The organism is Mesorhizobium sp. B2-6-4 (assembly GCF_006441495.1).
GTDB lineage: Bacteria > Pseudomonadota > Alphaproteobacteria > Rhizobiales > Rhizobiaceae > Mesorhizobium.
Window position 1 is genome coordinate 13,957 of record NZ_VFUE01000004.1, and the last position, 15,966, is coordinate 29,922.

The window sequence follows — 15,966 nt, forward strand, 5'->3', positions numbered from 1 at the left end:
CGAGCGCCGCAAAGGCGACAATTCAATGCAGATCGGCAATGTGCCCCGAGACGGGTTGATTCTGCGGCTGGAACATCTTGCCGCGTTCGGCGATGAAGATCATCAGCAGGGCTGCGACCGAGACGCTGCAGAAGCCGGCGGCCAATGGCGTCACCGTGCCGTTGAAAGCCTGGCCGATCAGCGTGCCGAGAATGCCGCCGAGAAACGTCTGCATGAAGCCCAGGATGGACGAGGCCGTGCCGGCCAGCTGACCAAGCGGCTCCATAGCCAAGGCATTGAAATTCGCGCCGAGCGCACCGAAAGGGAGCATGGCGCAGGCAAAGAAGGTGACGAACAGCCAGAGCGGCATCTTCATTTCCAGCGAAACGACCAGCCAGGCCAGGCTGATGACCAGAAACAACAGCAGCGCGCTCTGCGACAGGCGGCGCATGCCGATGCGGCCGACAAGACGCGAGTTCAGATAGTTGGAGAAGGCGAGCACGCCGGCAACGCCGGCAAAGATGACCGGAAACAATTCGCCGACATTGAATATGTCGACATAAATCTGCTGCGCCGAGGCGATGAAGCCGAACATGGCGCCGAAGATGAACGTACTGGCGAAGGCATAGCAGATCGCGACGCGGTTGGTCAGCACGATGCGGAACCCGCCGACAATGGCATTGACGGTCAATGGCCGGCGATATTCCGGATGTAGCGTCTCGGGCAGGCGCAGCAGCGACCAGGCCGAGACGACAAGCGCGCCGACGGCCATGGTGACGAAGATCAAATGCCAGGTCGCGAACAGCATGATGAACTGGCCGATGCCGGGAGCAATCACCGGGATCGCCATGAACACCATGAAGATCAGCGACATCACCTCGGCCATGCGCCGGCCATCGAACGTGTCGCGCACGATCGAGACGGCGATGACGCGGGTCGCGGCCGCACCGATGCCTTGCACGGCCCGGCAAAGTAGAAGCGTTTCAAAGCTTGGCGATATGGCGGCCGCGGCGGCCGCCGCCACATAAATGATCAGGCCGGCGACAAGCGGCGCACGGCGCCCGAATCGGTCCGAGAGCGGTCCGAAAAACAGCTGTCCGCCGCCAAAACCCAGAATATAGGCGGTGATGACATATTGCCGGTGGTTTTCGTTCTCGACGCCAAGCGAGGCGCCGATCTGCTGCAGCGCCGGCAGCATGATGTCGATGGCCAACGAATTGAGCGCCATCAGCGCTGCGCACAGCGCGATGAACTCCCAGCGCGGAATGGGCAATTTGCTTGCCGATTGCGGTGCTGACGTCTGCTGGTCCACGGCAAGTCCGATCTCTCAAACGAAAACGCGCCGGTGGCCCGGCGCATTGGCTCGTCCTGGTCCGGGTCCCGGACGCAAAATTGCCGAGGCGGGGCTGCCCCGGTGCTCAGGGCATGTCGACGGCGACATGCCCAACCGAAATCAGGCGGCGCCTTTGACGCTCACGCCCTTCTCGACAAGGAATGTCTGCAACTCGCCCGCCTGGAACATTTCGCGCACGATGTCGCAGCCACCGACGAATTCGCCCTTGACGTAGAGCTGAGGGATCGTCGGCCAGTTGGAGTATTCCTTGATGCCCTGGCGCAGCTCGGCCGAATCCAGCACGTTCACGCCTTTGTAGTCGGCGCCGATATAGTCGAGGATCTGGACAACCTGGCCGGAAAATCCGCATTGCGGGAAACCGGGCGTGCCCTTCATGAAAAGCACGACGTCGTTGCCCTTCACTTCGTTGTCGATGTAGTCGTTGATGCCGCTCATGGAATATCCTTTCCCGCCTGTGGGAGTCAGGCTCGAAGCTTTTCCATCAGATAAACCCATAGGTTGCCCGAAACAAGACTTTAGCCGCGTGGTGGCCTGAATGGCGCAAAAGATGCGGCGTTTTGGGCCAAGCGACTTTGGCGTTGGAAGCCCCTAGTCCGGCACGCTGGTCTGCAGCGCCAGCGCGTGCAGCACGCCGCCCATATTGCCCTTCAGCGCGTCATAGACCATCTGGTGCTGCTGCACGCGGCTTTTTCCGCGAAAGCTCTCGGCCACGACTTCGGCCGCATAGTGATCGCCGTCGCCGGCAAGGTCACGGATGGTCACCCTGGCATCCGGGATGCCCTCCTTGATCAGTTTTTCGATGTCGCGGGCATCCATTGCCATGGCAAGTTCCTGTTTTTCGGGCGGGCTGCGGCATGGCTGCCCGTGCGATGAGAGTCGGGATGAACCTAAAGCCTTTCCGGCCGGGATTGAAGCCGTTCCGTCCAGCCCCAGCGCGATTGTGGCTCACGACGCGTTCTCGCTCTGACCGCCGGCGTCGTCCGCGGGGTCGTCCTCGGGCGTCGAGAAGGTCCGCCCAAGGCTGAAGGTCAGCACATAGAGGGGAAGGTTGATCGCCAGGTTGGCAATCGGCAGGTAGGCGGTCATCCGCCAGACGGGCGAGAAGAACGGCTGGCCGTAGCCATCGCAGGCCAGCGAGGAGCCATACTCCCACAGTGCCCCCAATGCGGCCGCGACGGCGAAAAGTTTTATGCAGGTGAAGATGTGCCTTGTCCGTGCCCGGTCCGGCAGAAGCCGGCTCCAAAGCACCAGGCAGACAAGCGGAACTGCATAGAAAAGGTTTTGCAGGCCAAGCATCGGAAGCGTGTCGTTGGCCGCGGCGAGGAACTCCGCGCGTGTATCCAACCGGGCGCAGACCTCGCTCGATGTCGTCGACAGCAGGAAAAAGACGAACGGGCCGAGAAACCAGAAGAAGAACAGCGATGGCCAGAAGACGACTGCAAGCAGTGCCCGGACGGCCAGTTTCCTGTGGTTGAGCATGATTTTTCCGAAAAAATCGGTTCCCACTTTTCGGGATCACGCTCTGCTCAAATGGCCTGATCCATGAAGCGCGGGAACCAGCCTTCGTGCGCGGCGGTCAATTCGCCGAGCGGGATCGCCCGTGCCTCGCCGAGTTTCAGCGTGTTGCCGCCGGTCGAGCCGATCCAGGGCGCGAAAATACCGAGTTCGCCTTGCTGTTTGCGGATCGCGTCCCAGTCCTCACTGTCTGGATCGATTGACAGCGTGAGGAGATAGCGGCCCTGGTCCTCGCCGAACCAGACCGGAATAGGATCGGTGCCGGCCAGTCCGGGGACCGTCGCGCCGATGCCTGATGCCATCGCCATCTCAGCCAGCGCGACCGCAATGCCGCCGTCGGAAACGTCGTGAGCCGCGGTGACGATGCCGGACGCGATGAGGGCGCGCACATGGTCGCCGACACGCTTTTCATGGTCGAGGTCGACCGGCGGCGGCGGGCCGTCGCTGCGGCCGTGGATGTCGCGCAAGTAGACCGATTGGCCGAGATGCGTGCCCCATGAGGCCGGCGCGCCGACCAGCAGGATCATCTGGCCTTGCGCAGCGAAGCCGGCCCGCACCATCTTCGACCAGTCGGCGATCAGCCCGACGCCGCCGATGGTCGGCGTCGGCAGGATGCCCTGGCCATTGGTTTCGTTGTAGAGCGAGACATTGCCCGAAACGATCGGGAAGCCGAGCGCGCGGCAGGCATCGCCAATGCCCTTCACCGCGCCGACCAACTGACCCATGATCTCCGGCCGTTCCGGATTGCCGAAATTGAGATTGTCGGTGGCGGCCAGCGGCAGCGCGCCGGTGGCGGTCAGGTTGCGCCAGCATTCGGCCACCGCCTGCTTGCCGCCCTCATAGGGATCGGCCTCGCAATAGCGCGGCGTCACGTCCGACGAGAAAGCCAGCGCTTTGGTCGGATGGCCTTCGACCCGCACCACGCCGGCATCGCCACCGGGAAGCTGCAGCGAATTGCCCTGGATCAGCGTGTCGTACTGTTCCCACACCCAGCGGCGCGACGACAGGTCAGGGCCGCCGAGCAGCTTCAGCAGTGCTTCGGCGACATCGGCCTGCGGAATGTCATTGGCCGCAAGCGGCGCCGGCTTCTTCGGCTCGACCCACGGACGGTCATATTCCGGTGCCTTGTCGCCGAGATCCTTGATCGGCAGGTCCGCAACCTGATCACCCTGATGCAGGACGCGAAAGCGCAGATCGTCGGTCGTCTTGCCGACTATGGCGAAGTCGAGCCCCCATTTGTGGAAGATCGCCTCGGCCTCCTTTTCCTTTTCGGGGCGCAGCACCATCAGCATGCGCTCCTGGCTTTCCGACAGCATCATCTCGTAGGCGCTCATGCGCTCCTCGCGCACCGGCACCTTGTCGAGCTCGAGCTCGATGCCGAGATCCCCCTTGGCACCCATCTCGACCGCCGAGCAGGTAAGGCCGGCAGCACCCATGTCCTGGATGGCGATGACCGCACCGGACGCCATCAGTTCGAGACAGGCTTCCAGCAGGCACTTTTCGGTGAAGGGATCGCCGACCTGCACGGTCGGGCGCTTTTCGTCGATCTTGTCGTCGAATTCGGCCGAGGCCATGGTGGCGCCGCCGACGCCGTCGCGACCGGTCTTGGCGCCGAGATAGACGACCGGCAGGCCGACGCCCTTGGCCTCCGACAGGAAAATCGCGTCCGTCTTGGCAAGACCCGCGGCAAAAGCGTTGACCAGGATATTGCCGTTGTAGCGGGCGTCGAAATTGACCTCGCCGCCGACCGTCGGCACGCCGAAGGAGTTGCCGTAGCCGCCGACGCCGGAAACCACTCCCGCCACCAGGTGCTTGGTCTTGGGATGATCGGGAGCACCGAAGCGCAAGGCGTTCATCGCCGCGATCGGCCGCGCGCCCATGGTGAAGACATCGCGCAATATGCCGCCGACGCCCGTCGCCGCCCCTTGGTAGGGCTCGATAAAGGAGGGGTGGTTGTGGCTCTCCATCTTGAAGACGACGCAGTCGCCGTCGCCGATATCGACCACGCCGGCATTCTCGCCCGGTCCCTGGATGACCCGCGGGCCGGTCGTCGGCAGCGTGCGCAGCCATTTCTTCGAGGATTTATACGAGCAATGCTCGTTCCACATCGCCGAGAAGATGCCAAGTTCGGTGAAGCTCGGCTCGCGCCCGACGAGGTCGAGGATGCGCTGGTATTCGTCTGGCTTCAGCCCGTGCGCGGCAATGAGCTCGGGCGTGATCGGCACGGAATTGGAAATGGTCATGGGCGGCGGTTTTTATCCGTGGGAGCTTGGGATTTTGAGTCTCCTCTTATCGCAAGCTTTGCGGCCGATACACCCATGGACCGACGAAAAGTGGCTGAATCCGGAGAAAGCCGCGGCGCCTTGAACGCGCGTCCCACCGGACCGGACTCAACCGATGCGCCTCGGGTCTTGCCTGGAGGCATCCTGAACCGCCGGCGCTCCAAGGCGATGCGGATCAGGAAAAACTGTCGTAGCCTGCACGGCCCTCATCGAGGAGCCGCCGGATTGCCGCAACGCCGTCCGCGATGTCCTTGCGCTGCCTCGGCTGCGAAATGCCGAAGCGCACAGCGTGGAAGACCTGCTCGGAACGGCCCGCCTTGAACTCGTCTTCGTCGTCGATTAGCACGCCGTGCTCGAGGCAGGCGTTCTTGAACGTGCCGGAAAGCCAGGGGTCGGGCAAGGTCAGCCAGACAAAGGGTATATTGTCCCGCGACTTGAATTCGAAGCCGGCCAAAGTCTCGCGCACGATGGCGGTGCGGGCGTTGATTTCGGCGATGGCCCGTTTGCGTATGTCCGCGGCCTGGCCCGACAGCACCAGCCGGGCATTCACCTCGGCCAGCAGGAAAGGCATGCCTCCGGTCATCATCTTATGGGCAACGCGGATGCGATGGCGATAAGCGGGCGGGCAGGAAAGCCAGCCGCCGCGAACGCCGGCCGCTACCGATTTCGACAGGCCGCCTGCGACGATGGTGCGCTCGGGTGCATAGTCGGCCAGCATTGGCGTCGGATCTTCGGTCAGGCCGCCGTAAAGATCGTCCTCGATAATGACGACATTGTATTCACGCGCGATCCGCGCGATTGCCTCACGTCGCGCTGCCGGCAGGATCGCCAGCGTCGGATTCTGCACCGTAGGCATCAGAAAGATCATCTTCGGGTGCTTTTGCGCGCAGACGCGCTCGAAATCGTCGGCGTTGAGACCCTGATGGTCCGATGCCACCAGCGCCGTGCGACGACCGATCAGGCCGGCGCTGCGCGAAATCTGCGAATAGGTCAGGTGCTCGAAGGCGACGTAATCGCCGGGCGTGGTCAGTGCGGCGATCGCCGCCATGACAGCGGCATGGGTACCGAGCGTCGGCACGATCGTATCGGCGCTCGGTCGAAACGAGTTGCGCGACAGCCAACTGGCGCCGGCCTCGAACCAGCGCTCGGGAAAATCCCGCGTGTAGCTCGAAATCTCATGCGCATGATCCGAAGCCGTGCGCGACAGCACTTCGGTGACGATGGCGCCCTGGCCGACATCGGGCGCCGCGGTGCTGTCGAAGCGCAGCTTGCCGCGCGGCGCATCGATGTCGCGCGTGCCTTGCGCGTCCGGCGCTATGAAGTCGGGCTTCGCGTTCTGCCGGCCGAGGACATAGGTGCCGCGCCCGACCTCGCCGCTGACCAGCCCGCGCTCGCGCAGCAATTGATAGGCCCTGCCGACCGTGCCGACGGTTGCGCCGATGTCATAGGCGAGATCCCGCTGCGGTGGCAGCTTTGCCCCGGCGTCGATCACGCCGCGGTCGATATCTGACTCAATGCTGTCAGCAAGGCGCTGATAAAGCGGGCCGGAGCTGGCCGTGAGGTCGGGAAGCCAATTTGTCATGGTGACAATTTTGTATATTGCGTCGAACGATGAGTCAATTCACATGCGTTGTGTGGAATAAAAGAGTGCAATTTGCAGCTTTGGTAGAGCGAAGATGGATACAATCGAGACAATCAGCCAGACAGCCGCAGGATTGTTCGCCGCGCGACCTGTGGACCGCGGCGGCTTTGTCAGCCGCATCGTGCGTATGGTCAAATCGCTGGGGCGCTGGATCGACGGCCTGCTGGAGCGCAGGCGCAGCCGGCTCGCCTTGCTGGACATGACCGATGATCAGTTGAAGGACATCGGCATTTCCCGCTGCGACGCCCATCGCGAAGGGATCAGGCCATTCTGGAAATGAACAGGCGGGATGCTGTGTTCAATCCTGCTTGCGTGGCTGCACAACTGGCGCCCTGATCCGTGACAGGCCGCGGTCCGCAAGCACGGCGCCAACGCATAGCGCCAGGAAAAGGGCGGTGATGGCCAGCGAGGCGATGGCGACGCTGGCGATGCCGTTCCTGGCGACATCGAGGAAGGGGTAGGGCACTTCGCCTGTTATGGACGCCCGCGCCAGCGCATAGGCCAGATAGGCGAGCGGATAGAGCATCCACCAGGAAACGTCTCGCCATCGCGTCTTGCCGTCGGCACCGGCGGCCAGCCACCACAGCACGAACAGTGCAGGCGTCACATAGTGCAGCAGCACGTCGCACAGCAGGAACAGGTCCTGCGGCTGCCAGAGGCGTGCCAGCACGGTGGCGTAGACCATGAAGACCACGGTGATGGCGACGGCGACGCCTGTCCGCATCCGCGCTCCGGCAAAGGCCGGAAACCAGGCATGGCCGGCGGGCGACAGCAGCGACGCATGGACGAGCACCGCACCGATATTGGTCAGGATGGTAAAGAAGCTGAAGTAGAAGACGACCGAACCGATCAGGCCGCGGCCGGCTTCCATCGAGGCCGGAATGGTGATCGAGAACTGCAGGAAAAGACCGGCCAGCCCTGCGACCAGACCCGCGACCTGCAGCAGCCGGCCCATCTTACGCGGCGGCGGCGCAGGCCGGATTGCCGGCCTGCCAGCGGGCGATGTCGGAGCCGATGCGCGCGCCGAGCGGCTCGGCCATCAGCGGACCGAACACGTCTACACGGCTCGAATTGCCTTGCGCCTGCACCACCAGCAGCGGCTTGCCGCCATAATGCTTGGCCGGCACCAGCAGGAAGCGCGGCGTGCCGCTGAACGAATTCAGCTCATTGGCCATCTGGTAGGATTTGAAGGCCGGGTCCTTGCTGGCGATCCAGCATTTATGGGCGGAGATCGCCACCTGTTCCATGGCCAGCAGCGCCGCGCTCTTGCCGGAAGGCGGCGGAGCGCTCTTCGGACCCGACTGGCAGGATGCCAGCGCAAGGCCGGCGGCAGCCAGGAGAGCAAAGCGAGCAATCGTCAGTCTCATCGTCAGGCCGCCCCCAGGTTCTGAAAGAATTTCGGAAGATATCAGGCGGCGATGCCGAGCGCGCCTTCGAACAACGCCCGCCCGTCATTGCCGCCATGTGCCGCTTCGATCAGGTTCTCGGGATGCGGCATCAGGCCCAGCACATTGCCCTGGCTGCTGATGACGCCGGCGATGTCGTTGATCGAGCCGTTGGGATTGGTGCCGTCCGCATAGCGGAACACCACCTGGCCTTCGCCTTCCAGGCGTGCAAGCGTCTCGGCATCGGCGAAGTAGTTGCCGTCGTGATGCGCCACCGGCGAGCGGATGATCTGGCCCGGCTGGTAGCGGCGGGTGAACATGGTGTTGGCGTTGGCGATCTCGAGCTTCACCTGCCGGCAGACGAATTTGAGCGAGGAGTTGCGCATGAGCGCTCCCGGCAGCAGGCCGGCCTCGACCAGAATCTGGAAACCGTTGCAGACGCCGATGACCATGACGCCCTTGGCCGCCTTTTCAGCGACCGCCCGCATCGCCGGCATGCGCGCCGCGATCGCGCCGCAGCGCAGATAGTCGCCGAAGGAGAAGCCGCCGGGAATGGCGATCAGGTCGACATCCGGGATTTCGGTGTCGGTTTGCCAGACCGTGGCTGGCGCTTTGCCGGAAATCTTGGTCAGCGCCGCGATCATATCGCGGTCGCGGTTAAGGCCAGGCAGGAGGACGACGGCTGATTTCATTTTGGTTCGTAAGGCCTCTGGGTTTCGGCAAGTTGGGGCATCCGTGCCTCCGGCACAACCTCAGGTAAGCGTCACACTATAGTTCTCAATCACCGTGTTCGCCAGCAGTCTGTCGCACATGGCCTTGAGATCGGCCTCGGCCTTGGCCTTGTCGGTCCCGGCGAGCTCGACGTCGAACACCTTGCCTTGCCGCACCGAGCCGATGCCGTCAAAACCTAGCCCCGACAGCGCATGCTCGATCGCCTTGCCTTGCGGGTCCAGCACGCCGTTTTTGAGGGTTACGGTGATACGGGCTTTCATCGATGCTCCTGAATGATCGGTATCGGTCTGCGCCGGACCTGCCGTTTCCGGCAAGCCCGTTGCTGGCAATTAGTGCTTCATGCCCTTCGGCGGCTCGCTCGACGCGACGAGCACCGGTCCGGTTGGACGCGGCGGCTCGTTCTCGTTCATGATACCGAGACGGCGGGCGACTTCCTGGTAGGCCTCCACGAGGCCGCCCATGTCGCGGCGGAAACGGTCCTTGTCGAGCTTGTCCTGCGTCGCCACGTCCCACAGCCGGCAGGAATCGGGCGAGATCTCGTCGGCTACGACGATGCGCATCATGTCGCCCTCGAACAGGCGTCCGCATTCGATCTTGAAATCGACGAGCTGGATGCCGACGCCCATGAACAGGCCGGACAGGAAGTCGTTGACGCGAATGGCCAGCGCCATGACGTCGTCGATTTCCTGCGGGCTCGCCCAGCCGAAGGCAGTGATGTGCTCTTCAGAGACCATCGGGTCGTCGAGCGCATCGGCCTTGTAATAGAATTCGATGATCGAGCGGGGCAGGACCGTGCCTTCCTCGATGCCAAGGCGCTTGGACAGCGAACCGGCGGCGACATTGCGCACCACCACTTCGAGCGGGATGATCTCGACCTCCTTGATCAGCTGCTCGCGCATGTTGAGCCGGCGGATGAAGTGGGTCGGAATGCCCATCCGGTTGAGATGATTGAAGATGTGCTCGGAAATGCGATTGTTAAGCACGCCCTTGCCATCGACGACTTCGTGTTTTTTCTTGTTGAACGCGGTTGCGTCATCCTTGAAGAACTGGATCAGCGTCCCGGGCTCAGGGCCTTCATAAAGTATCTTGGCCTTGCCTTCATAAATGCGGCGGCGATTTTTCATTTGATTTTTCTCTGGATTTGCGGGCAGGCGGCAAGCGACCAGTTCCTGTCCGTCTGCCTAAATTAGTGTGGCGACGGTGGCGTTCAATGCCGGTGTCTATCGTAATCGCCTTGTTTGCTCAATCGGCAAATCCTTTCAATCAACTGCTTTCGGGACCGAAATGCCGCAGCGCAGCAAGCCACGAAGCGTATTGACCGGCCGCCAGCCTTTTGGTTTGTGCTTCGCCATCACATATTCATCAATGCCAGCGAATCGATTTCCATCGGAGGGACGCCATGAGCAACATGAAGGATCGCGAAGAGGGTTTTGAGCGCAAATTCGTGTTCGACGAGGAGCTTCGGTTCAAGGCGTCGGCGCGCCGCAACAAGGCTCTCGGCCTGTGGGCCGCGGAAAAGCTCGGGAAATCCGGCGCCGAGGCCGATGCCTACGCCAAGGAAGTGGTTGTTTCCGATATCGAGGAAGCCGGCGATCACGACGTCTTCCGCAAGATCCGCAAGGATTTCGACGCTGCCGGCGTCAGCCAGTCGGACCATCAGATCCGCCGCACCATGGACGAATTGATGGCGCAGGCCATCGAGCAGATCAAGAACACCTGATCCGGCCGAAGCAGGTTCCGCAAAAATGTCCCACAATTTTGCGACGGAACCTGCGGCAAAAGAATGACTGGACCAATCGACCGCCCGGCCCAGCCGGGCGGTTTTTCTTTGCGTTTCCCGTCGTTTCCGGCTGAAACTGCGATCCTTAGCGAGGAAAGAGCCGATGTCCCTGAAATCCCGCCTTGCGGCCGATGAAACGCTGGTCACCGCATGGTCAGGCGTGCCGGACGCGCTGACCGTCGAAATCCTTGCCAGGCAGGGCTTCGATGCGGTCACGCTCGACATGCAGCATGGCGGCCATCATGAAGACAGCGTGTTGCGCGGCCTGGCGCCCGTGCTTGCCACCGGCAAGCCGGCATTGGTGCGTATTCCCGTCGGCCGTTTCGACATGGCCAGCCGGGCGCTCGATTTCGGCGCCGAGGCGGTGATTGCGCCGATGGTCAACTCGGTGGCGGATGCAAAACTGTTCGCTGCGGCGATGAAATACCCGCCGGTGGGCGAGCGCTCCTGGGGCCCCACCTATGCCTTCCCACGCCATGGCAAGGGTGATCATGCCGAATGGCTGCGCGACAGCAACCAGCGCACCATGGCCTTCGCCATGGTCGAGACGCGGGCGGCGCTCGATGCGCTGGACGGCATCCTCGATACACCCGGTATCGACGGCATTTTCCTGGGGCCATCGGACTTCTCGATTGCCTGGTCGAACGGCACGACCGTCAATTCGACGCTCGAAAGCATGATGGAAACGGTGGGTTCGATCGCCGAGCGTACCCGCAAGGCCGGCAAACATGCGGCGATCTACGTCATCGAACCGGCCATCGCCGGCCGCGTCGTGGCGATGGGCTACCGCCTGCTGGCCACAGGGTCCGAGCACGCGCTGATTTCACTAGGGGCGAAGACGCTGTTGAAAGGCATCAAGGATTCGATCGGCGGCTGAGAGCCGCGATCCGGTCGGGGTCGTCAGGCCTTCAGTTCGGTGAGAAATTTGGCGAAGGTCATCGAACCTTCGGGCCATGGGCCGAAGCCTGAATCGGTGTTGAGGTGACCGGCTTCACCGGCATCGATGAACAGAGATCCCCAGGCGCCGGCAATGTCCTCGGCGACGTGGAAGGCGCAGAACGGATCGTTGCGGCTGGCAATCACCATGGACGGGAAGGGCAACGGCTCGCGCGAGTAGGGGCCGAACGTCATCAGGTGCCTTGGCCGTACCTCCGGATTGGCGACATCGGGCGGCGCCACGAAGAATGCGCCGGCGACCGGCTTGCGAAACTGCGGGACGGCTTGCACCGCCGCGGCAACGCCAAGGGAATGCGCGACGAGGACGACGGGCTTCTCGGCTTCATTGACCGCTTTTGCCACGCTCGCCGTCCAGTCATCGCGCACGGGCTTCGACCATTCCGCCTGCTCGACGCGCCGCGCGGTCGACAGCTTTGACTGCCAGCGGGTCTGCCAGTGCTCGGGTCCGGAGTTAGTGTAGCCCGGGATGATGAGAATATCTGCGTCTTTGACTTTCATGGCGCTGAGATAGCGAGCGTGATTGCCTCATGCAACCGTCGATGGACGCGCTCCTGCTTGCAATGGTGAACACCATGTTCGCTTTTCGCTGTCTTGTGTGAACGATCACGATCGCCGATTTGTCCTCTGGAAAGAAACAGCCGTGAAGGACCGCATTTGGTGCTGACACGATGTACAATGATCGCCGGCGCCGGGCTCCTGACCTCGGGGTTTATGCCAAAGCGTCGCCACAACGGAGACAATCATGAGCGAACTGCCCTTTGCCGCCACCACGCCGGTGAGCGTTGCCCGGGTCGGGCTGAAGGCGCGCGACGCCGAAAGCCTAGCGGCCTACTATCGCGCTGTTGTCGGCTTGCAGGAATTGAGCCGCGCCGATGGCGCGATCACCCTGGGCGCCGCCAACCGTCCGCTGTTGGTGCTGGAGCCGGACGCCTCGGCCAAGCCTGACGATCCGCGCAGCGCCGGCCTGTTCCACACGGCTTTCCTGCTGCCCAGCCGTGCCGATCTCGGCCGCTGGATCAACCACGCCATATCAGACAAGATCGCCATAGAGGGTGCTTCGGACCATCTGGTCAGCGAAGCGCTGTACCTCACCGATCCCGAGGGCAATGGGATCGAGATCTATGCCGATCGCCGTCCGCAGGACTGGACGTGGAACCGCGACAAGATCGCGATGGCGACCGAACGGCTGAATATTCCTTCGGTCGTCGCCGAAGTGCCGGCGGGCGATGCGGGCTGGCAGGGAGCGCCCGAAAACAGCATTGTCGGCCACGTCCACCTGCGCGTCGGCCGTCCGGAAGAGGCGGAAGCCTGGTGGAACCAGGAATTCGGCTTCGACACGGTGGCGAAGTATGGCGGCCAGGCTGTGTTCCTGTCGTCAGGCCACTACCATCATCATATAGGCGCCAATGCGTGGCAGAGCGCCGGCGCCGGCCGCCGCGACCCGGCCCGGTCAGGCCTTGCCTGGGTCGAGATGCGTTCCGACAACGTGGCCAGTGAAACGACTCGCGAAGATCCGTGGGGCACGGTGATCAGGACCGTTCCCGGCAAAGCGTGATCGGCAGTTACGTCCTGCGGTACCTTCTCCTCGTATAGCGACGGGGAGAAGGAAAGCCGCTCACGCCTCTCCGAACACCCGCCGGAAGATCGTGTCGACATGCTTGGTGTGATAGCCCAGGTCGAATTTCTCGCGGATCTCGGCTTCCGGCAAGGCGGCGGTGACGTCCTTGTCGGCCAGTAGTTCTTCAAGAAAATCAGCGCCTTGCTCCCACACCTTCATGGCATTGCGCTGCACCAGCCGGTAGGCATCCTCACGGGAGACGCCGGCTTGCGTCAATGCCAGCAGCACGCGCTGTGAATGCACCAGGCCGCGGAACTTGTTCATGTTCTTCAGCATGTTGCCGGGATAGACGAGCAGTTTGTCGATGACGCTGGTCAGCCGCGCCAGCGCGAAATCCAGCGTCACCGTCGCATCCGGCCCGATCATGCGCTCGACGGAGGAATGCGAAATGTCGCGCTCGTGCCAGAGCGCCACATTCTCCATCGCCGGCAGCGCGAAGGAGCGCACCATGCGGGCAAGGCCGGTTAGGTTCTCGGTCAACACCGGGTTGCGCTTGTGCGGCATCGCCGACGAACCTTTCTGGCCAGGCGAAAAATACTCTTCGGCTTCCAGCACCTCGGTGCGCTGCAGATGCCGGATCTCGATCGCCAGCCGCTCCACCGACGATGCGATGACGCCGAGCGTGGCAAAGAACATGGCATGGCGGTCGCGCGGGATCACCTGCGTCGATACCGGCTCCGGCTTCAACCCGAGCTTTGCCGCGACATGCTCTTCGACATAAGGCTCGATATTGGCGAAGGTGCCGACCGCTCCCGAAATGGCGCAGGTGGCTATGTCCTCGCGAGCATGCACGAGCCGCTCGCGGCAGCGCGAAAATTCGGCATAGGCTTGCGCCAGCTTGACGCCGAAGGTGGTCGGCTCGGCATGGATGCCGTGGCTGCGGCCGATGGTGACGGTATCCTTGTGCTCGAAGGCGCGGCGCTTCAGCGCCGCAAGCAGCGCGTCGATGTCGGCCAGCAGCATGTCGCTGGCACGCGTGAGCTGCACCGCGAAACACGTGTCGAGAACGTCCGAGGATGTCATGCCCTGATGGATGAAGCGGGCGTCGGGTCCGACGAATTCGGCGAGATGGGTGAGAAAAGCGATGACGTCGTGCTTGGTGACGCGCTCGATCTCGTCGATCGCATCGACGTCGAACTTCGCGGCATTGCCTTTTTCCCAGATGGTCTTCGCCGCCTGTTTCGGGATGACGCCGAGTTCGGCCAGCGCGTCGCAGGCATGAGCCTCGATCTCGAACCAGATGCGGAACCGGGTTTCGGGCGACCATATGGCCACCATTTCCGGCCGGGAGTAGCGAGGGATCATCGGTCAGTCCTGACGTGTCGAGAAATTTGCCCGCGTCCTAACAGAGGCGGACAAAATGCTCAACGCCGCCGCCGCGCAAACCAGAGGCTGGCGGCAAACAAGGCGAGGAACCCGATCGGGAAATAGAGCCTGATGCCCAGCACCACGAACTGGTAGAGCGCCACCGCCATCGTGAAGACGAACTGAAGCCCCCAAGTGAGGGTGAAGGTGGGTGCATGCCATGCGGCATAGTAGGACCGGTATTGCAAGGCATACAGCCCGGCGGTCAGGCCGATCGTCGCGGCGGCGAGACCCACGAATGCCGCCGCGAAGGCGACTTCCCAGCTCCTTCCGCGCGAGACCAGCCGTGCCGCGAACAGGCCAACAGGAAAGGCCAGAGCGCCGCCGCCTGCAAACAGCAGCGTCACGGTGCGGATTTTATCTGGCGTCACCCAACTTTCCAGCAACAGGTTGAGGAGCGCGCTGGCGCCCATCGTGGCGGCCCAAAGCAGCGCGCCGAGCAGCGCCGTGCCCGGCGTTGGTATGGCGCCGCGGAGGCGGCCCAGGGCGCGATGACGCCTGGCGGGGTGGACGAGCGGTGTCACAGGCGGCCGGTCACCGCGATCCAGCGATAGTCCGGGCCTTCGAAGCCATATTGGCGCACCGCGATCAGCACCGCATAGGCGCTGGGATTGTCCATCGAAAATGTCTGCACGGCTCCGATGCGGTAGCCGTTCGGGCAACCCCGGCTCTTGGGGATCGATTTGTCCTCGTGCAACAGCTTCGTCGTACCGCCGGCTTGCGCCTCGACGCGCAGCAGCCGAAAGCCATTGATCTCACCCTGGCTCTCGCAGCCCTTAGTCTCGTTCATGCCGATCTCGTCCAGCCGGAACTCGAGCGGCTGGTCGACTGGCGAGAAGATCGGACGCGGATTGACCGCCATCCGATGCGGGTCGGCGGACATCTCCGTTACCGGGTTGAAGCCTGCGGTGATGCCCTTGTTCGCGGCCAACTCCGCCTGGCTGACGACCGCTTCGCCCTTCTCGCGGGCCTGAATACGAGCCGCCGTCAACGTGGCGTTCTCGTCGTCGAGCCGGACGCGAATAGGCGTTCCCTGGAGAAAGCTGTCGTTGCTGGTGTCGATATAATAGCGATTGGCGTAGGGAAATCCCGATCCATCCTGCACGCCATATTCTTCGAACGCGAAGATGCCGCCGTCCTTGGTGAAGCCCAGGATTTCAAGCTCGGCGACATCCCCGGCCCGGGCGGCGACGACTGCGCAAAACTGCGCAAGCAGGCAAACGGCAAACAGAAGAAGGTTTTGCATGAGGTTTTCCGCCGGCCAACGATATCGCCATTCCCTATCACGACAAGATACCGGCGTCGCGCTGCCCGATAAAGCAAGCGCCATGCATCCAATCGCGGCCTCGTCTGTTAT

19 protein-coding genes are annotated in these 15,966 nt (G+C 62.9%); 4 read left to right on the forward strand and 15 right to left on the reverse strand.

The window, feature by feature from the left end:
• Positions 1–22: 22 nt before the first annotated feature.
• The 6 genes from FJ426_RS06625 to FJ426_RS06650 form a co-directional block, all read right to left on the reverse strand.
• On the reverse strand, positions 23–1,291 hold the full coding sequence (locus tag FJ426_RS06625) for a multidrug effflux MFS transporter (RefSeq protein WP_140493841.1): 1,269 nt from the start codon (positions 1,289–1,291) through the stop codon (positions 23–25).
• Between the two features lie 141 nt (positions 1,292–1,432).
• A complete protein-coding gene (gene grxD / locus FJ426_RS06630; RefSeq protein ID WP_013532137.1) occupies positions 1,433–1,768 on the reverse strand; it encodes a Grx4 family monothiol glutaredoxin in 336 nt (111 codons plus the stop codon).
• 153 nt (positions 1,769–1,921) lie between these two features.
• Complete coding sequence (locus FJ426_RS06635) at positions 1,922–2,155, reverse strand: BolA family transcriptional regulator (protein ID WP_140493839.1); 234 nt, start codon at positions 2,153–2,155, stop codon at positions 1,922–1,924.
• Positions 2,156–2,278: 123 nt separating this feature from the next.
• The gene (locus tag FJ426_RS06640; RefSeq protein WP_140560982.1) at positions 2,279–2,812 is read right to left on the reverse strand and encodes a hypothetical protein; all 534 of its coding nucleotides are present in this window, start codon (positions 2,810–2,812) and stop codon (positions 2,279–2,281) included.
• Positions 2,813–2,859: 47 nt separating this feature from the next.
• Entirely contained in the window at positions 2,860–5,091 is a 2,232-nt protein-coding gene (gene purL, locus FJ426_RS06645) for a phosphoribosylformylglycinamidine synthase subunit PurL (RefSeq protein ID WP_140560983.1), read from the reverse strand.
• A gap of 214 nt (positions 5,092–5,305) precedes the next feature.
• The gene (locus tag FJ426_RS06650) at positions 5,306–6,712 is read right to left on the reverse strand and encodes a PLP-dependent aminotransferase family protein (RefSeq protein ID WP_140493832.1); all 1,407 of its coding nucleotides are present in this window, start codon (positions 6,710–6,712) and stop codon (positions 5,306–5,308) included.
• Positions 6,713–6,806: 94 nt separating this feature from the next.
• Between FJ426_RS06650 and FJ426_RS06655 the strand changes: the two genes are divergently transcribed.
• A complete protein-coding gene (locus FJ426_RS06655) occupies positions 6,807–7,052 on the forward strand; it encodes a DUF1127 domain-containing protein (RefSeq protein WP_140560984.1) in 246 nt (81 codons plus the stop codon).
• 18 nt (positions 7,053–7,070) lie between these two features.
• Here FJ426_RS06655 and FJ426_RS06660 read toward each other — a convergent pair whose 3' ends face one another.
• From FJ426_RS06660 to purC, 5 genes are all read right to left on the reverse strand, one after another.
• Complete coding sequence (locus FJ426_RS06660) at positions 7,071–7,727, reverse strand: Pr6Pr family membrane protein (RefSeq protein ID WP_140560985.1); 657 nt, start codon at positions 7,725–7,727, stop codon at positions 7,071–7,073.
• 1 nt (position 7,728) lies between these two features.
• Positions 7,729–8,139 (reverse strand): hypothetical protein, encoded by a 411-nt coding sequence (locus tag FJ426_RS06665; RefSeq protein WP_140517698.1) that lies wholly within the window; start codon positions 8,137–8,139, stop codon positions 7,729–7,731.
• Between the two features lie 41 nt (positions 8,140–8,180).
• Positions 8,181–8,849, reverse strand: coding sequence for a phosphoribosylformylglycinamidine synthase subunit PurQ (gene purQ / locus FJ426_RS06670; RefSeq protein WP_140560986.1), 669 nt, complete (start codon positions 8,847–8,849; stop codon positions 8,181–8,183).
• 60 nt (positions 8,850–8,909) lie between these two features.
• Complete coding sequence (purS, locus tag FJ426_RS06675; RefSeq protein ID WP_140517697.1) at positions 8,910–9,149, reverse strand: phosphoribosylformylglycinamidine synthase subunit PurS; 240 nt, start codon at positions 9,147–9,149, stop codon at positions 8,910–8,912.
• A 69-nt stretch (positions 9,150–9,218) separates the two neighbouring features.
• Positions 9,219–10,013, reverse strand: a complete 795-nt coding sequence (purC, locus tag FJ426_RS06680) for a phosphoribosylaminoimidazolesuccinocarboxamide synthase (RefSeq protein WP_127282327.1) — start codon at positions 10,011–10,013, stop codon at positions 9,219–9,221.
• Positions 10,014–10,288: 275 nt separating this feature from the next.
• Between purC and FJ426_RS06685 the strand changes: the two genes are divergently transcribed.
• Both FJ426_RS06685 and FJ426_RS06690 read left to right on the forward strand, forming a co-directional pair.
• Positions 10,289–10,609 (forward strand): DUF1476 domain-containing protein, encoded by a 321-nt coding sequence (locus FJ426_RS06685; RefSeq protein ID WP_140493820.1) that lies wholly within the window; start codon positions 10,289–10,291, stop codon positions 10,607–10,609.
• Between the two features lie 163 nt (positions 10,610–10,772).
• Positions 10,773–11,546: an HpcH/HpaI aldolase/citrate lyase family protein gene (locus FJ426_RS06690; RefSeq protein ID WP_140493818.1), complete on the forward strand. Its 774-nt coding sequence runs from the start codon at positions 10,773–10,775 to the stop codon at positions 11,544–11,546.
• 23 nt (positions 11,547–11,569) lie between these two features.
• Here FJ426_RS06690 and FJ426_RS06695 read toward each other — a convergent pair whose 3' ends face one another.
• Positions 11,570–12,124 (reverse strand): alpha/beta hydrolase, encoded by a 555-nt coding sequence (locus FJ426_RS06695; RefSeq protein WP_140517696.1) that lies wholly within the window; start codon positions 12,122–12,124, stop codon positions 11,570–11,572.
• A gap of 244 nt (positions 12,125–12,368) precedes the next feature.
• On the opposite strand from FJ426_RS06695, the gene FJ426_RS06700 reads away from it, so the two are divergent.
• The gene (locus FJ426_RS06700; protein WP_140560987.1) at positions 12,369–13,181 is read left to right on the forward strand and encodes a VOC family protein; all 813 of its coding nucleotides are present in this window, start codon (positions 12,369–12,371) and stop codon (positions 13,179–13,181) included.
• Positions 13,182–13,241: 60 nt separating this feature from the next.
• Here FJ426_RS06700 and purB read toward each other — a convergent pair whose 3' ends face one another.
• The 3 genes from purB to FJ426_RS06715 are packed head-to-tail and all read right to left on the reverse strand — an operon-like array spanning position 13,242 to position 15,855.
• Complete coding sequence (gene purB / locus FJ426_RS06705; RefSeq protein ID WP_140560988.1) at positions 13,242–14,549, reverse strand: adenylosuccinate lyase; 1,308 nt, start codon at positions 14,547–14,549, stop codon at positions 13,242–13,244.
• Between the two features lie 59 nt (positions 14,550–14,608).
• The gene (locus FJ426_RS06710; RefSeq protein ID WP_224519150.1) at positions 14,609–15,133 is read right to left on the reverse strand and encodes a hypothetical protein; all 525 of its coding nucleotides are present in this window, start codon (positions 15,131–15,133) and stop codon (positions 14,609–14,611) included.
• Positions 15,130–15,855 (reverse strand): DUF2259 domain-containing protein, encoded by a 726-nt coding sequence (locus FJ426_RS06715; protein ID WP_140493810.1) that lies wholly within the window; start codon positions 15,853–15,855, stop codon positions 15,130–15,132. The genes FJ426_RS06710 and FJ426_RS06715 overlap by 4 nt, the downstream gene beginning before the upstream one ends.
• Positions 15,856–15,966 lie beyond the last annotated feature (111 nt).

What these genes read in the sequence shown, in the direction of transcription:
- grxD (WP_013532137.1), bottom strand. Translation starts at nt 1,768, where the DNA reads ATGAGCGGCATCAACGACTACATCGACAACGAAGTGAAGGGCAACGAC.
- FJ426_RS06635 (WP_140493839.1), bottom strand. Translation starts at nt 2,155, where the DNA reads ATGGCAATGGATGCCCGCGACATCGAAAAACTGATCAAGGAGGGCATC.
- FJ426_RS06640 (WP_140560982.1), bottom strand. Translation starts at nt 2,812, where the DNA reads ATGCTCAACCACAGGAAACTGGCCGTCCGGGCACTGCTTGCAGTCGTC.
- purL (WP_140560983.1), bottom strand. Translation starts at nt 5,091, where the DNA reads ATGACCATTTCCAATTCCGTGCCGATCACGCCCGAGCTCATTGCCGCG.
- FJ426_RS06650 (WP_140493832.1), bottom strand. Translation starts at nt 6,712, where the DNA reads ATGACAAATTGGCTTCCCGACCTCACGGCCAGCTCCGGCCCGCTTTAT.
- FJ426_RS06655 (WP_140560984.1), top strand. Translation starts at nt 6,807, where the DNA reads ATGGATACAATCGAGACAATCAGCCAGACAGCCGCAGGATTGTTCGCC.
- FJ426_RS06660 (WP_140560985.1), bottom strand. Translation starts at nt 7,727, where the DNA reads ATGGGCCGGCTGCTGCAGGTCGCGGGTCTGGTCGCAGGGCTGGCCGGT.
- FJ426_RS06665 (WP_140517698.1), bottom strand. Translation starts at nt 8,139, where the DNA reads ATGAGACTGACGATTGCTCGCTTTGCTCTCCTGGCTGCCGCCGGCCTT.
- purQ (WP_140560986.1), bottom strand. Translation starts at nt 8,849, where the DNA reads ATGAAATCAGCCGTCGTCCTCCTGCCTGGCCTTAACCGCGACCGCGAT.
- purS (WP_140517697.1), bottom strand. Translation starts at nt 9,149, where the DNA reads ATGAAAGCCCGTATCACCGTAACCCTCAAAAACGGCGTGCTGGACCCG.
- purC (WP_127282327.1), bottom strand. Translation starts at nt 10,013, where the DNA reads ATGAAAAATCGCCGCCGCATTTATGAAGGCAAGGCCAAGATACTTTAT.
- FJ426_RS06685 (WP_140493820.1), top strand. Translation starts at nt 10,289, where the DNA reads ATGAGCAACATGAAGGATCGCGAAGAGGGTTTTGAGCGCAAATTCGTG.
- FJ426_RS06690 (WP_140493818.1), top strand. Translation starts at nt 10,773, where the DNA reads ATGTCCCTGAAATCCCGCCTTGCGGCCGATGAAACGCTGGTCACCGCA.
- FJ426_RS06695 (WP_140517696.1), bottom strand. Translation starts at nt 12,124, where the DNA reads ATGAAAGTCAAAGACGCAGATATTCTCATCATCCCGGGCTACACTAAC.
- FJ426_RS06700 (WP_140560987.1), top strand. Translation starts at nt 12,369, where the DNA reads ATGAGCGAACTGCCCTTTGCCGCCACCACGCCGGTGAGCGTTGCCCGG.
- purB (WP_140560988.1), bottom strand. Translation starts at nt 14,549, where the DNA reads ATGATCCCTCGCTACTCCCGGCCGGAAATGGTGGCCATATGGTCGCCC.
- FJ426_RS06715 (WP_140493810.1), bottom strand. Translation starts at nt 15,855, where the DNA reads ATGCAAAACCTTCTTCTGTTTGCCGTTTGCCTGCTTGCGCAGTTTTGC.